Annotated in this window: 15 protein-coding genes; 1 reads left to right on the top strand and 14 read right to left on the bottom strand. The window is 39.8% G+C overall.

The features are described from left to right. Positions 1 to 24 precede the first annotated feature (24 nt). From LOR49_RS01900 to LOR49_RS01840, 13 genes are all read right to left on the bottom strand, one after another. Positions 25 to 858, bottom strand: a complete 834-nt coding sequence (locus tag LOR49_RS01900) for an enoyl-CoA hydratase/isomerase family protein (protein WP_240374415.1) — start codon at positions 856 to 858, stop codon at positions 25 to 27. Between the two features lie 167 nt (positions 859 to 1025). Next, positions 1026 to 2546: a sodium:solute symporter family protein gene (locus LOR49_RS01895; protein WP_240374414.1), complete on the bottom strand. Its 1521-nt coding sequence runs from the start codon at positions 2544 to 2546 to the stop codon at positions 1026 to 1028. Positions 2547 to 2633: 87 nt separating this feature from the next. Next, positions 2634 to 3197 carry an OsmC family protein gene (locus LOR49_RS01890; RefSeq protein ID WP_240374413.1) on the bottom strand — a complete coding sequence of 188 codons (564 nt, stop codon included), beginning with the start codon at positions 3195 to 3197 and terminating at the stop codon, positions 2634 to 2636. Positions 3198 to 3227: 30 nt separating this feature from the next. Next, the gene (locus LOR49_RS01885; RefSeq protein ID WP_240374412.1) at positions 3228 to 4346 is read right to left on the bottom strand and encodes an enoyl-CoA hydratase/isomerase family protein; all 1119 of its coding nucleotides are present in this window, start codon (positions 4344 to 4346) and stop codon (positions 3228 to 3230) included. 51 nt (positions 4347 to 4397) lie between these two features. Then, a complete protein-coding gene (locus tag LOR49_RS01880; RefSeq protein ID WP_240374411.1) occupies positions 4398 to 5201 on the bottom strand; it encodes an enoyl-CoA hydratase in 804 nt (267 codons plus the stop codon). Positions 5202 to 5397: 196 nt separating this feature from the next. Beyond that, entirely contained in the window at positions 5398 to 6042 is a 645-nt protein-coding gene (locus tag LOR49_RS01875) for a 2Fe-2S iron-sulfur cluster-binding protein (RefSeq protein WP_240374410.1), read from the bottom strand. Between the two features lie 40 nt (positions 6043 to 6082). Next, on the bottom strand, positions 6083 to 7732 hold the full coding sequence (locus LOR49_RS01870; protein ID WP_240374409.1) for an FAD-binding protein: 1650 nt from the start codon (positions 7730 to 7732) through the stop codon (positions 6083 to 6085). Positions 7733 to 7735: 3 nt separating this feature from the next. Beyond that, positions 7736 to 8440 (bottom strand): ABC transporter ATP-binding protein, encoded by a 705-nt coding sequence (locus LOR49_RS01865; RefSeq protein WP_240374408.1) that lies wholly within the window; start codon positions 8438 to 8440, stop codon positions 7736 to 7738. Beyond that, a complete protein-coding gene (locus LOR49_RS01860) occupies positions 8433 to 9167 on the bottom strand; it encodes an ABC transporter ATP-binding protein (RefSeq protein ID WP_240374407.1) in 735 nt (244 codons plus the stop codon). Before LOR49_RS01860 ends, LOR49_RS01865 begins: the two co-directional genes overlap by 8 nt. Continuing rightward, the gene (locus LOR49_RS01855) at positions 9142 to 10140 is read right to left on the bottom strand and encodes a branched-chain amino acid ABC transporter permease (RefSeq protein WP_240374406.1); all 999 of its coding nucleotides are present in this window, start codon (positions 10138 to 10140) and stop codon (positions 9142 to 9144) included. Before LOR49_RS01855 ends, LOR49_RS01860 begins: the two co-directional genes overlap by 26 nt. Positions 10141 to 10142: 2 nt before the next feature. Next, positions 10143 to 11009, bottom strand: a complete 867-nt coding sequence (locus LOR49_RS01850; RefSeq protein WP_240374405.1) for a branched-chain amino acid ABC transporter permease — start codon at positions 11007 to 11009, stop codon at positions 10143 to 10145. A gap of 66 nt (positions 11010 to 11075) precedes the next feature. Then, the gene (locus LOR49_RS01845) at positions 11076 to 12359 is read right to left on the bottom strand and encodes an ABC transporter substrate-binding protein (protein WP_240374404.1); all 1284 of its coding nucleotides are present in this window, start codon (positions 12357 to 12359) and stop codon (positions 11076 to 11078) included. A gap of 320 nt (positions 12360 to 12679) precedes the next feature. Continuing rightward, positions 12680 to 13846: an MFS transporter gene (locus LOR49_RS01840; protein WP_240374403.1), complete on the bottom strand. Its 1167-nt coding sequence runs from the start codon at positions 13844 to 13846 to the stop codon at positions 12680 to 12682. 223 nt (positions 13847 to 14069) lie between these two features. Between LOR49_RS01840 and LOR49_RS01835 the strand changes: the two genes are divergently transcribed. Then, positions 14070 to 14543, top strand: coding sequence for a PCYCGC motif-containing (lipo)protein (locus LOR49_RS01835; protein WP_338021107.1), 474 nt, complete (start codon positions 14070 to 14072; stop codon positions 14541 to 14543). Between the two features lie 287 nt (positions 14544 to 14830). On the opposite strand, the gene LOR49_RS17440 is transcribed toward LOR49_RS01835, so the two are convergent. Beyond that, entirely contained in the window at positions 14831 to 16093 is a 1263-nt protein-coding gene (locus LOR49_RS17440) for a murein hydrolase activator EnvC family protein (protein ID WP_275899453.1), read from the bottom strand. Positions 16094 to 16102: the final 9 nt, after the last annotated feature.

Raw genomic sequence — 16102 nt, 5'->3', positions numbered from 1 at the left:
CTATTCCTCGCCCTCTCCTAGTTTTTACTCAAAATTCTTATTGGCCTCACTTAGAAAGTTTTTTAATCCTTTCTCTTTTATAGCCTCTCCAACGTCAGCAATATCTTTTTCGGAATTTAGGAAAAACATTGAAATCGAAGCTTCCAGATTATAATCAAGTGATTCTTTAATATTCATCATTTCATAAATTTTATTAATAGCGTTCTTTGTTATTTTTAGTGCGGACGGTGGAATATTCGCCATTTTCTCTGCTAACTTCATAGACTCTTCCATTAAGCTATCCTGAGATACAACTTTATTGTAAACACCTATTCTATGTCCTTCTTCCGCATCAACTGAATCTCCTGTGAAAAGCAATTCTTTTGACTTTCTCAGCCCAAGGACCCATGGCATCATTAATGTCGGAGGAGCTGATCCAAATCGAATCTCCGGCTCTCCAAAAATTGCCTTATCAGACGCGATTGCCACATCTGCAGATAGCACCCAGTCTGCCGCTCCTCCCAATGCATAACCATCCACAGCAACAATAACCGGCATCCGCAAATTCCACATTTTCAGTGATACGCCGAGCATATCATTGAGATGATCTCTCCACACCTCAGAAGGTTCTTCTCCTATTGGGGAAGGCATATCAAATACTTCTTTTAAATCAACTCCTGATGAGAAGTTGTTATTCGTCCCTGTCAAAATAACTGCGTTTATTGTTTTATCCTTCTCTGCCTCATCTAAGGCGTTCCAAACATCTATTGTCAGTTGTTTATTAATCGCATTCAGTTGCTTAGGGCGGTCCATCGTAATAATAGCTACGTTACCTTTTACTTCAACCTCTACCGTTTCATACTTTTTTGTGATGTTCATTCAAATCATCCTTCCAATTTGCTATTTGTTTTTAATAATTAAAATTTTTCAATTATTGAAATACCATTTCCATAGAGAGAATCCTATAATAGATAAACAGACCCCAAACCCATACAACCACACGGATAACATAGCATTAACAAATATAACTACTCACCCCTTCCAATTTACCTAGCGTTTACAACTTCTTTTGAAGAAGTCTTTTCCTCCGTTGACTCCGTAGCAGCTGGTGTTTTCATTATATATGCTAATATAATCATTGTCCCAATCCCTATAAGGGTGGACCATGCTCCTGCTGCCATGGTGCTCTGCTCGATCCCTCCAAAGTAAATAATAAAGTAAGATAGTAATCCAACAATCATAGAAGCTTCAGCTGCACGAGGAGACGCTTTTTTCTTACCAAAAACAGCGTATAAAATGGGGCCCATTGTCCCGGCAGCTACTCCCGAAATACCGATCCACATCACGTCTCCCATATACTGAGGCGGCTTAAGGACGATAAGGAAAGCAACAATACCAACTATTACCACCGCCACACGACTTATCAATAGAGATGTACGGTGAACTTTCTCTTCACTAGCTCTAATAATACCGCGTCTCACTAGAACTTTTCGATATATATCGTTTGCAAAAACAGTGGAAATAACAACGAATATTCCGTCTGTAGTCGACATGGCAGCAGCCAAAATAACGACACCCATAAATGCAGCAATGATGGCCGGCGAAGCCCATACTACGTATTCCATTAATGCTAAGTCACTAGCAGACACACTATTTCCAAGACCAACGCGGCTGTATATCCCTCCAAATAAAACTACTAAACAAAGTGCGGTAGTAACAACATACGTCAAAATCATTTTACCTAAATCTTTTTCATTTTTCAGACCAAGTACTTTATTAAATAACTGCGGGGCTGAGGCAAATGCCCACTGAATAATGACAGCACCTGTAATAGCAGTCATGGAATAAAAGTAGGTAGAATCAGGATTAAACACGGTAGTCAAGTTAATGTCTTGCGATGACAAATTTGTTGTGATTTGCGAAAAAGTAGCCGTGATACTCCCATCCCAGAACACCACTATGCCGGATATGAAAACTGCTGTACCTGCAACAGCCATCATTACAGCCTGGACTGCATCTGTATAGACATCGGCAAATGCCCCGCCTGCAAACACATACACTACAACTATAACGGCAATCACAATTAATCCGGTGGTATAGGACATCCCCAGCATATATTCAAAAATTCTTGCCCCTGCTGCAAATTGAGCCGCGATGTAAAATAGATTAAAAAGCATGATCAGCCCTGTCCCAATTCGCAATAAATCACTATTATAGAAATCCCCTAACCAGTCTGGGAGTGACAGGGATTTTTGGAAAGTGTTTAATTTTCTTGCTTTTCTAGCTACCATTAAGACTCCTATTGGGCCTCCTCCCATCATAGCTAAAAATAACCAAAGGTTTGAATAACCCCATTCATGAGACCAACCGGGATAACCAAGGAAGGTAGCTGCACTAAAGTAAGTCGCGGCGAACGACAATCCAAGTACATATGGCCCTAAATTACCTCCGCCGATAGCGAAGTCGCTTACACTTGTAGTTTTCTTTGCGCTGATATAGCCTAACAACATCATAACTGCTAAAAATATACCGAACCCTATCCACATGTAAACCCGCAACTCATCCATTTTTCTCTCTCCTTTCTGTCGAAGGATATAACCGCAAAATCACAAAGTGGAGGAAAGGAGGAGAGGAGTAGGACCCCTCCTTATACTTTATTTTTCTACAATTAATTCTGGTACAAGTTTAATAGAATCGGCGATCGTAGCTCGGTTCGGTGAAGTTTCAATCACTTTTTGATGAATTTCTTGAAAATCTTCTTCACTGCCATCGCCTTTTACTCTAATTTTATACTTAACATCTTTCATCCCTATTGGGGAATCAGGATTCACTTCTAAAAATCCTCTTAAATCCAAGCCGCCTTCGATATCTATTTCTAGCTTTTCAAGTTTTATCCCTTTCACGGCCGCTCCTACTGTATAACCTACTAACATGCACGCTCCCATTCCACCAAGAAGATACTCTTGCGGAGTAGGCTGTGAATCCTTTCCCAGTAACTGAGGCGGCTCATCAATTTCAAAGGAGAAGTTTCTTGATAGCTCCTGTTCTCCGAGCGTAATGCCTTGTGTCGTTACTCTGGATTTAGTACCGCCAAGCCATTCAAGGTTCACCTTATAGTCAATCATCGCATCCTTTTCACTCTTGCTGATTGTCTCTCTATACCCTTGTAGTCCCTCTACGTCAATTCCGTTTAACAATTCATCTACTTTATTACCCATATATATACCTCCTAAAAAGAATTAACTTTTTTATTGACTCATCTTTGAAATTGAAAGTTTGTCATCCCAGTTTTCTAGAGGATGATTGTGGTTGTCTCCGTAAACAAACATGTCATTTACCTTAGAGTCTGAAACATCTGTCAAATTTTTATATGTCCATTGCGGGTTTCTATCTTTGTCTACTAAAACGGAACGTACTCCTTCATAAAAATCAGGATTTTTCATGAAATTCATACTTAAATTGAACTCCATTTGAAAACATTCCATAACAGACTGTGTTGTTCCTCTTAGCAGTTGCTCCAGGGTTGTTTTCAGAGATAACGATGACTTTTCTTTTAATGCTTGCAATGTATTCTGAGCCCATTCATCATCTTGTTCCCTGGATAATGAATCAATAATTTCTTTTATACTATTAAACTGAAAGTGTTTATCAATCTTATCCTGAACACTTTTCAGTTGGGACTCACCTGCGGATTCACTAACTTTCTGAATTATGCTTTTAATAATTTCATCGGCTTCTTCCTTATCCCATTCTGCATTTTCTATCTCCCAGACCATTTCAGGCCACTTATCCTTACTTACTAAATATTCAGCAGCCCCGACATATACAATATCTTCGACTCGTAGGACTGGTGATGAAAGGGCAAGATAACGTCCTGTATATCCAGGCATATTATTGAGGAAGTAGCTTGCTCCCACATCAGGAAAGAATCCTATGTTCATTTCCGGCATGGACCATTTTGTCTTTTCATTTACAATTCGATACGTTGTTCCCTCAGATATACCTACTCCACCTCCCATAACGACGCCGTTCATGAAGGTGATTGTAGGCTTGGGATAGTGATGTAACAAGAGATTCATTTTGTATTCTGTGCTGAAGAAATTGAATGCCGCTTGAGAGTTATTCGATCCCTTGGCTTCGTAAAGAGCGCGCATATCACCCCCGGCACAAAATCCTTTCTCTCCCTCTCCGCTTATACATACCGTGACTATTTCATCGTCATTTTTCCACTCCTCTAATGTGAGCAAAATACTTTTTACCATTTCATAATTTAAAGAGTTGAGCGCCTTTGGACGGTTAAGCTTAATCCAGCCAACTTTATTTGTTTTTTTAAATATGACCGAAGAATTTGTGGTTGCGCCTTCCATGTGATCCTCCTTTCTTCTTAGACTTAAAAAGATCTCAATACTTCTTTAAAATCAATTATCCTTAAAAACTGGCTTTCTTTTCTCTACGAATGCTGTAACCCCCTCTTTCATATCCTCAGATTCGAACATTTCCCCAAATAATACGGCTTCTTTTTGAAGCCCCTCAGATAAACTAGTGTTCAGACCTTCTGTCACTGCCTTCAAAGCTGCCGAAACTGAAACTCTGCTTTTTTGGCTGGCAATAATTTCTGCCCACTCTTTTGCCATCTGTAGTACTTCTTCTTTGTCTGCAGCTTTGTTTACTAATCCAAGCTCCTCAGCTTCGTCTCCTTTGATGTTTTTACTTAAAAGGATCATCTCTAACGCCTTCGCCTTATTTGTCAGTCTCGGCAATCGCTGAGTTCCCCCGAAACCAGGGATTAGTCCTAAATTTAATTCCGGCTGCCCGAGAACTGCGTCTCTAGAGGCTATTCTCATGTGACAACTCATGGCTAATTCCATCCCGCCTCCTAAACAAGCTCCATTTATTGCGGCTATGACTGGAATAGGCATCTCTTCAATTTTCTGGAATACTTCTTGTGCTGTTTTTGCCATCGATTCACCGAGTCCTACTTTACCAAACCCATCTTGAAATTCTTTTATATCAGCCCCTGCAACAAAGAATTTTCCTTCACCGGTTAAAATAATGGCTTTAACATTTTCTTGACTGCTTACATAGTCCATACACTCAGATATCTCTCGTATCGTTTCGGTATTCAAAGCATTTGCCGGGGGGTTATTAACATATACAGTAGCAATATTCTCATCAACTACAATTTTTAGGGTTTTAAATTCTACAGTGTCAACTCGACTCAAACCATATCTCTCCTTTAATTATTTTATTTGTAAATATTTTGACCAGACAGTATAAATGCACTTAAAAAAAATATAAGTGATATACATGTGAGGTTTTCTATTTTCATTATAAAACTAATTAAACTGTCTAGTCAACACAATTTTATAACATTTTTTCTTTTTGGAATTAACTAACTTCTTTTGTGTTAAAAGAACTTTATTCTTCTGTAAGAAAAGGAGCAATGGCAAGTTTGTTAATAGGCACCCCATAGGGACATGGAATTACCTCACTGTTTTTATAATGATTAATCCCTAAGTCTTTTATTTTCTGTTCATAATTTGTACTCAACTGAGGATGATAATATATTTGAGCCAACTTAACAAAAAACATAGGCCCAGCGATTGCATCACGATTTTCGTGTGAATACAGCGTTGATGCAGATAAACAGACTTGACAGTCCGTACATTTATTTACAGCCTTGTATTCTTCAGACACATGAGTAGTTTCCCCACTTTTAGTATCTGGGATAAGACCTTTCTCTATAATTGTGTCCGTAATATAAGAACGCTCAACAACTAAATCCTGAACAACCGGGACATTATCTAAAGGTTCAACCAACATGTCATTTTTAACTTTCGTCAAACAGGCCATTTTTTCTTTTCCATTCACCTTTACCGCACATAGGCCGCAATCCTTGAATCGGCAACCGTATCGAATAGCCAAGGTGGGATCCTGTTCTGTTTGTATTTTTTGCAAAGCGTTCAGCAACGTTGTTTCCCCATCGCGCGCATCTACTTGATAAGCTACTTGTTCATTTAAATGATCTGTTTTTCTTTTAATAGATAAAGTTAGAAATGCCATCGCCATCCCTTCCTAATTCTTAGTATCGTACATAAGACATTCATTTATAAACAATCTGTGCATTCATTTCATCTCGAGAAGTATTAACCCTTACGTTATATAAACCGAGCGTGCTTTCATTTGGATAATCTAGCCGGAAATGGCTTCCCCTCGATTCTGTTCGTTTTAATGCACTTATTATGATACTCTTCGCAGTCACCAACATAGATTTCAATTCAATCGTATTCAATATAACTTGACGATAGGCTGAGTTACACCAATCTATGTTCAAGCTTTGCGCCTTACGTTCAATTTGGATCACCTTGTCCAAGGCTATTCTTAAACCTTTCTCTTCTCTGATCAATCCAGCATACTGCCACATCACGGATGATAATTCATCTTTTAGCTTGAATGGGGAATAGACCCCTTTTTCGTTAGAAAGAGACTTTTTATAGTTATCAATAAATGATTGAAGAACTAATTTACTAACACACTGATCCCTTTTCCCCGTTACTTTTTCTGCAGCTCTATGCCCTACTAATCGACCAAAGACCAATCCTTCAAACAAAGACATGGATCCCATCCGTCCAGCACCATGAACTCCTCCCACAGCTTCACCGGCAGCCATCAAACCATCTACAGTCGTATTGCCATCATGATCTACTATTACTCCCCCCATTATGTAGTGCAACGTTGGCACTACTTTAAATGGCTCCTTCCATTTATAGCTTTTTGCTCCATAGGCGTATTTTAAGCCCTCAAGAGAGCCTGCTTGTTTAGCATTTTCCCAAGCTTTCCTTCCTGCTACTTCTTTTGTGTTTGCAGAGGGATCCAGCCATACTGTGTTGCGAAAGTCTGCTGTCCCACCGCTCATTTGTAAAGCTATTTTGCGGCTAACCGCTTCCCGGGTTTGGTTTGGTATGTCATCAAGAAAAACCTCCCCATTATCATTAGTCAGCACTCCGTAAGGACCAGCAGCTGCTGTGTCACCTACCTCAATTCCAACCATCCCCACTGGCTCCGCTATTCCAAATGGAATAAATTGTACCTGCTCCATATCAACCAATGAAGCGCCAGCTTGCAATGCGAGCGCATAACTATCACCAGTTGAGCTTCTCATGTTATCAGTATGAGGGGCATACAACATACCTCCTCCTCCTGAGGCAAGTATAATCTGGCTAGCGTAAATAACACTCCACTCGTTTTTGACCCAATTAAAACACATTGCCCCATATGCACGATTTCCCTCAACTAGGATTTGACAGACTGCAGTTTCCTCTAAAACCTGTACATTATCTTCTTTTAATAATCTCATTCTTAATATATTGCCTAAGGAAATGCCCTTGTAACTCGAAACGTAAGTTCTAGCTTCTGTATGCCCGCCTGGTTTTATTTTATTTTTATGTTTTCCATCACGTTGGTACACGTGACCCCAATCCTCTAGCGTATCGTGAATGTTGTCACTTTCCTGAAGTAATGTCTCCACTAACTTTGTAGAATTGAGTTCTTCTCCTGATTTTAAAATATCGTCAAAAAAAGACGGGCCTTGATTGCTTGCAATAACGCCACCTGAAATCCTAGTATTACCCCACGAGAACGGTTCTTTTGACACGATGCATATTTTTCTATTTAACTCTGCCGCTGCTATTGAGGACATTAAACCCGCAACACCACTGCCAATACATAAAATGTCACTATAGTAAACTTCCATTATTCACACTCCGAGGTAACCCTGTTTTATATCATTGCTATCCATTAAATCTAAGGCCGTTCCTTCTTTTATAATTTTCCCATTACTCAGCATATACGCTCTATCTGCAATTTTTAATGATTGACGAACATTTTGTTCTATCAATAGGACAGTAATATTCATGTCCCTAAGTTCTCTAATTATGTTAAATATTTTCTTTACTATAAGCGGGGCTAGACCTAAAGTAGGTTCATCTAGCATTATCAGTTTTGGGTTGGACATTAAGCCTCGCCCAATTGCACACATCTGTTGTTCACCCCCAGACATAGTACCAGCTATTTGCTTCTCTTTCTTTTTCATTTCTGGGAATAATTCAAATACCCTTTCCATGTTTTCGTTTAGTTTATTCCTTGCTTCCTTAGTAAAAGCCCCCATTTCTAAATTTTCCCTAACAGTTAAAAATGGAAATAACTGTCTTCCTTCCGGAACCTGAATTAGTCCCAATTCCGTTCTTTTGTTTGCAGGCATCTCATTAATACATTCACCATTATAATAAATTTCTCCGTCTAAATTTTCGATTAACCCAGAAATGGATTTAACTGTCGTTGATTTCCCGGATGCATTAACACCCAGCAATGCCACAATTTCCCCGTGCTTAACCTCCAGGGAGACGTCCTTGATTGCATGCAAGTCACCATAATATGCGTTTATTCCCTTGATTTTAAGCATCGTCATCGCTCCCTAAATATGCTTCTATAACATCCGCATTCGAAGAAACCTCATTAGGCGTCCCGTCTGCAAGCTTTTTACCGTAGCATAAAACTACTACTCGTTCTGATAAAGACATTAAAGCATGCATATTATGTTCAATGAGCATAATGGTTAACCCATCGTTGTGTAATTCTTTTACGAGTTGCATCATATCTGCAGTCTCCTCATCATTTAGTCCGCCCATTACCTCATCAAGCATGATTATTTCCGGGTCCGTAGCCAAAGCTCTGGCCATTTCCAGTCTTTTTCGATGTCCTAATGGTAGAGAACTGGCCGTTGTATGACTATATTCGCCAAGACCAACAAATTTTACTTTTTCATGTGCTATCTTTTTTGCCTTGTTCACATCTTTTTCGTACCTTAAGGCTCCAATGGTTACATTTTCCAAAACCGATAAATTACCAAAAGGCTTTACAATTTGAAACGTTCTGGCGATCCCAATATTACATATTTTATGGGGCTTAAGATTTGAAATGTCTTTTTCCTGATAGGAAATACTGCCTTCCGTCGGTTTCAAAAAGCCAGTAACCATATTAAATAAAGTAGTTTTTCCCGCCCCATTTGGTCCGATAATACCTAGCAGCTCTCCTCTGTTAACTGACATATTAATGTCTTTGATTGCCCAGTTACCTCCGAAACTTTTACCAAGGTTTTTTACCTCAAGAAACTTTGATGTTTTTTTCATTGGGATTGCCTCCTCGCCTGATGTTTCCTTTAAATATCTTTGGCATCCTTAATCCATCAACTAGACCATTAGGTTTAAATAACACTACCAAAATAAGAATGAGGCCGAAACAAAGCAAGTGAAGGCCTGCAATTTGTGTAGCATATCCCCTTAATATAATTTCCAAAGGTGTTAAGAGCATAGAACCCACAATAGGCCCTGCAGGTGAATTCATCCCACCTACAATAGCTATCATGGCAATTTGAATCGATATTTGTAATTCAAGTACATTTTGAGGTTCAATGAATAGTAAATAATTAGCTAAAAGCGTTCCCCCAATTGCAGTTAAAAATGCGCTTATGCACGTACTTGTCGTTTTAAGTTTGCGAATATCTATTCCTAACGATTCTGCCGCGTCGTGGTCCTCTTTTATAGCCGTTAAATAATACCCCATTTTAGATCGTTTAATGTAGGAGGAAATGAAATAAACGATAACCATAAATACAAAGGTTAAAATGGCATAAGTTTTTGTTTCTTCAAAGATAAGATTTGCGAAGCCAGGTTCATACGGTATGCTCAACCCCATAGAACCTTGAGTTATCCCCCGCAACTGTGTGGCGGAGATAAAGATAAGCTCTGCAAATGCAATGGTAGCCAAAGTGAAAAACGGTCCTTTTAACCGAAGGCAGAGCATGCTAATCAAAAAGGCCAAACCAGCGGCAATTAGCCCACCAATAAGCATACCCACCCAAGGAGAGATTCCAAAATTCACGTACAAAATAGAAGAGGTATAAGCCCCTATTCCGAGGAATCCTGCATGCCCTAGTGAAAACTGTCCAGCAAATCCCCCTGTAATATTCCAAGCACTTGCGACTGCCCCCCATATAAATGTCATGACTAGCATATCTAGAAAGAATCTCTCCTGAAATACTAAGGTCAGAATCAACAACCCTACTAGAACAAAGTAAAATTTCGGCATTTTTCTCAATAGCATATTCACAGCTCCTCCGCTCCAATTTGACCAAAAAATCCTTGGGGCCTTACTAATAGAATTAAAATAAATATCACAAAGTAAAAGGCCTCTTTCCAACCAGGATCAAAATAGTAAGCGCTTACTGTTTCAATAATACCAATAATTAATCCTCCAATTAACGCCCCAGGGATGCTTCCTAATCCTCCCATTACAACTACCACAAATGTCATTAAGACAAAGCCTAATCCTATTGTCGGATATGCTGGATAAATCGGAAGCAGGATAGCTGCACAAAGACCAGTTAACGCAGTGCCTATCGCAAAGGTTAACGCATAGATTTTTTTAACATCTACTCCCATCAAAGTTGCTGAATGCCTGTTTTGAGTAGTTGCACGTATTGCTTTTCCAGTAAACGTTTTTTTGAGAAAAATAAAAATTGCAATACTGACAATCATAGAAATAACGAACGCTATCACCTGTGGAACTCCTAACAACACTCCTAAATCTATAACTTGTGTTGTTAGATCACTGCGGACACTAAGGTAATCAGCTCCAAAAATAATAAGTGCTAAACTCATTAGCAGCATACTTAACCCAACTGTCACAAAAATTTGAGTGACGTGGGGTGCTCCTACTAACCTTTTTATCAATACAGCATTTAACATCCATCCTAATAAAAACATTACAGGAGTGACGATAAGAACTGACAAGTACGGATTAATTCCAAATACTGAATACAAAATAAATGTCAAATACATACCTACCATTACAAATTCACCGTGAGCAAAGTTGACGATTCTCATTACGCCAAAAATTAATGTCAAGCCCACAGCCATTAGAGCGTAAACACCACCAATTAATATTCCGCCCGTTAACAGTTGTAAAATCATCGACGTACACCTCCATTTTAAGTTAACGATTCATAAGAGATTCAATCTCTTATGAATCGCTCCACTTTATTCGTTAAATAATAATGAGTTATCCGCTTCGGAAGTCTTAAAGTCATCAGGCCATACTAGATTAAGCTCCTCGTCTTGCCATTGCATCATTACTATTTCTGCTCTGCTGTTTTGTCCAGGTTGTCCTTCAATCTCATTAAACTTGACTCCTGAACCATTTGGAAGCTCACCTAATGGTATATCAACTTCTTTTAGTGCGTTGCGAATTCCCTCTGTATCTAATGTTTCAGCATTAGGAAGGACTTCTGTGAACATCACTAATGCTGCATTAATTACTCTCCATGTTTGCCCAGTTAGTGGGGTACCCTGTTCTTCCTCCCAGCGTTTTGTGAATTCTTCTTTTAATTCAATTGCTTTTTCCGTTAACGCTTCTTCATTTGGATTGGCTGGAGCATCGGCTACGTACACACCGTTTGCATCACTGCCTAATGCCTTCCCGAAGTCCGAAAGAGCGTAACCGCCTGACGTCGTAACAATTGCTTTTGGTTTAAAATTTAATTGTTTTGCTTGCTGTATAAATAAAATGGAATCATTAATATAAGAAGTGGCATAAACAATATCTGGATTTAACTCTTTGTACTTGTGGATCGTAGAGGATAAATCGTTTGTTTCTGAGTTATAACTATCAATGGATAACAATTCGATACCCATTTCTTCAGCTTTTTTTTCGATCTCTGTGGCAACCGCTGTCCCAAAAGAAGATTCTTCGTGCATGACAACCGCAGTTAATTCATCCGTATTAACTCCAAAATCTGGAGCAAGAAATTCATTAGTAAAGTTTACCGCCGCGTCTCCTTGCATGGATGCAGACTCTGTAATCCGGAAAACATTCTCAAAACCTCTTTCCGTAATTTCATCTGATACTGCGTTCGATTCTACATACACGACGTTATTTCTCTCAGCAACCTGTGTAGCTGCCAATGATAAACCGCTTGCATAAGTTCCCATGATGACTGGAACTTTTTCTTGTGAAATCAGACGATTTGCTTCACTTTGGGCTGCAGTGGCGTCAGGGGCATCTGCTTTCACTAAAGAAATTTGCTTTCCATTAATGCCGCCATCTTCATTAACAACATCGGCAACCAGCTTGATGCCTTCGTAAGACTCATTTCCTAATAACGCTAAAGAACCTGTAAGCGGAAATAGAGCTCCAATTTTTAAATTTTCCTTGTTTGAATCCCCATCATTAGCACTAGCATCCTCCTCTGTATTTCCTCCTGATGAACAACCGGCTAATACAATAAATACGGCTAATAACAAAGTAACCAATTTCAATCTCATTCCGTGTCCTCCTTCGTGTTAATATAACTAACCCCTGTCCATCACCTAAACTTCCGTGTTTTTTAGAACATCGATATCATTCTTACACCCCTTTCACTTTATTTAAAAATATTAACAATAATCCAAAAACTATCCAGACAACTTTTTTTGAATTACCAGTAAACAACATAATGATTAAAATTTTTCTAAATATTTTCAATTTGATCATAACAGCATTAATTTGTCCGGTCAATACTTTTTTGGATAGAATCCATTAGGTAGAATGAAAATTATCAATTAGAGTAGTACAACCCGAGTGATCTACTTTTTAAAACAGTCACTTAAATTACCCTTTTCAAAAACCATAAACTTATAGGAGTAACGAATGTTAGTAACCCAATAATAGAAAAGGCAATCCCCCAGTTAAATAAGTCAAGTAGCACCCCGAATAACATGGGGGAAAATATGGTGGCGCTGAATCCCATGACAGACTGAATGCCTAGAGCGGTGCCAATAATTTCAGGTTCGGCAATTTCAGTTAGTGTTGTATTGTATATAGGGGAATCTGCAATGATGGAGAATCCGTAGATTAAAAGGAGTGGCAGGAATAACCATAGCGTAAGGTCTGTCAGCCAGCCGATTATGAGTGAGCAGACGATACTTATCAAGACAAATAGATTGATCACTTTGATACGTCCATACGAATCAGATAACTTCCCTCCTACAAAAGTGGCAATGGATCCTATCATGACTATGAGTGCTCCTGATAAGTTGCCGATGCTGACAGCGTTGTCCACCTGTCTTTCGGAAAAGTAATAAACCATAAATGGGCCAATCCACGCCCACATCGCATAGAGTTCCCAGCTGTGCCCTGTGTATCCCAGGCTCACCAATAGATTTTTTCTCGTTAACACTCTTTTTAGCAGAGCCATATTTAGTGGAGTTCCTCGTAATTGAAAGTCATTCGGGATGTGTAGAAAATAAATCATAACTGCGGCCACTAAGGCAGAAAAAGAGGTGATTGTGATGACTCCTTGCCATCCGACAGCCGCAATAAGCAAACCTGAAATGAGAAGAGAGGAACCGGAGCCTGCTACAAGCGATCCAACATAAATGCCCATCGCTCCTCCCCGTTTCTCCGGTTGGGCTGTCTGAGCAACAATTTTCATACCGGGTACATAGATGCCGGCAACTCCGATTCCTGAAAGCAGGCGAAATAATAGCGCGGAGGCAAATCCGTTCGCCAGAAACGCAAATAACATCCCTGATATTCCGGCAAGCAAAGCTCCGTACATAAATGAATACTTCGGGTTGTACTTGTCACTTAAAAAACTGTAAAAAAAGACAGCGGCCACATAGCCGATATGAAAAAAAGAAACGATGATACCAGATTGAGTCGGAGACAACCCCCATTCCTTTTCTACAACCGGCATCACCGCGGAAAAATTAAACCATACCTGCATAGCAAGAAACTGCGCGATGGATAACGTCCATAGTAAGCGGTTCATGAAATCTTCCCCTTATTTGAATCTTTGGTTTCACTACCATTATTATACAATTCATACAACTTTACCATGATACATTTTTGCTAACCCGTTATCCACTTATGACATTCATTCCGATTCGTTATTTCTTTTCAAAGTTGTAATAACTTCCTTTTATCCTTTATTTAAAAGCTTGTACTATCTTGCTAAAATGATAGTGTATATTGGTTTCTAAGGAGGTCGCTCTGTGAAAAAAGGGATTTTCATTTTAATTGCCTTGCTATTTGTTACAGCAGGGTGCTCGTCCCAGGAACAGCCTAGTGCTGAGCAGGGTCAACAAATAGATTTAACATATGAAATAGGCAGTGATAATTGGGATGCTGTTACGACTGTCACCGACAGTCCGCAAATTTTGGAAGCCTATCAATTTGCCGTAGCACATCCTGACGTTCTCGATTACGTTCCATGTTACTGTGGCTGTTATGAAGAAGCAGGCCATGAGAGCAATACCAATTGTTTCGTCGAAGAAGTCCATGGAGAAACCGTGAAACTCGATACGATGGGCTTTGGCTGACAAGTTTGTGTAGATATAGCCCGTGAGGCTAAATCAGAATTCGAAAAAGGTACACCGCTGACAGAAATCCGCAACATGATTGACAGTAAGTATGAAGGCGGCCCTGTTCCCGCAACCCCAACTCCTATGCCTGAAGAAACAATGTAATAGGTGCAACTTACGAACATTCTAGGACCCGCTCCGTGAATGTTTTTTTTTTGCTCTTAGGGTTACCTAGAGGATTAAGCAAGAATGTTGTGTTATCCAGACTTAAGCGGTTGGTATCCACACTTCGACCGATATATCCAGACATAAGCGAGATATATCCAGACTTCCAGCAGACATATCCAGACTTAAATAGTACCTATCCAGATAGAGACGAAAATCTATCGGTCCGGTTAGCGTCCCATGAATTAGAAAGCGAACGAAAAAAACCTCCATATCGGAGGTTTTTCTTAGTTCAAATAGTTCCGCGGGTTAACGGAATTCGATTTGGCGCCATTCCAAGGGCCTTCGTGCACCTCAAAGTGCAGATGGGGACCTTTAGAATTGCCTGTATTACCCATGACACCGATCTGTTGCCCGCGCGAAACTCGCTGGCCTGTTGATACGAGTGATGCAGACATATGCGCATACAGTGTTGTCACCTGACGGCCGTCAATACGATGAGAAATCAAGACAGCATTTCCGTACCCGTTCATGTATCTGGCTTGGACGACAGTGCCGTCGGCCGCTGCTGCTATCGGTACGTTTGAACGGCCACCTTGTCCAATATCAATCCCATGATGCATCCGTCCCCAGCGTTGTCCATATTCAGACGTAATTCTGCCGGTGGCCGGTTTCATAAGGGAGCCACCGCTGTCTGGAATATCTGCAGAAGCGTCCCCCACTGACACGGAATTACTTGTGGATGCTGAGTTACTGCGCCTTGCTTCCTCTTCTAAACGCTTTTCATAGGCTTCCAGTTCTTGCTTCGCTGCTTTTTCCTGTTGTTTCAGTAGTTCTTCTTCATCTTCAAGCGTCATTAAATCATCGTATAAATGGGATTCCTCTTCTTCCATATCCCCTAAAATACTTGTTTTCTTCTTACGCTGTTTTTCTTGTTTTTCCTTTAACTCTTCCAATTGATCAAGGGCTTCTTCAAGCTCTTGCAGTTGCTCTTCTACTTCTATTTTTGCTTCTTCCAAAGCTTCTTGATCTCGTATATGGGCTTCTAATATTTCCCGATCCTGTTCCGCAATCGTGTTTAACGCGGATACTCTGTCGAGAAAGTCACCGAAGCTTTTCGCCCCCATCAGCACTTCTAAGTAATTGACTGATCCGCCATTTTGATACATCACTCTAACTCTATCTTTTAATAGCTCGTCCCGTTCTGCAATCCGTTCTTCTAAAGTCTCAATACGGTTACGAAGTTCCTTGATTCTCTCTTTCGTTTCTGTCACTTCTTCTTCTTTTGCTATTATTTTTTCGCTGGTTTCAGTCATTTTATCGTCAAGTCGCTTTATTTCTTTCTGTACGTTATGTATGTCGGTTTCTAGTTTTTTAATTTCTTTTTTTGTTTCTGCTGATTCCTCTTTGTTATTATTACGCTTATCCTGTAAATCTTCCAGCTTTTGCTGCAAGCTGGAGCTTGCTTCGGCTGTCATACCGGTGTTAAACGCAACACCGGACAGTATGAATATAAGGGCCAGCGCCGCTTTCAAAAACTCTTTCCTCATCCCCCATGT

The organism is Bacillus piscicola, from assembly GCF_022458745.1.
In the GTDB taxonomy this organism is placed as follows: Bacteria; Bacillota; Bacilli; order Bacillales; family Marinococcaceae; genus Alteribacillus_A; species Alteribacillus_A piscicola.
This window is presented reverse-complemented; position numbering and strand designations above follow the sequence as displayed.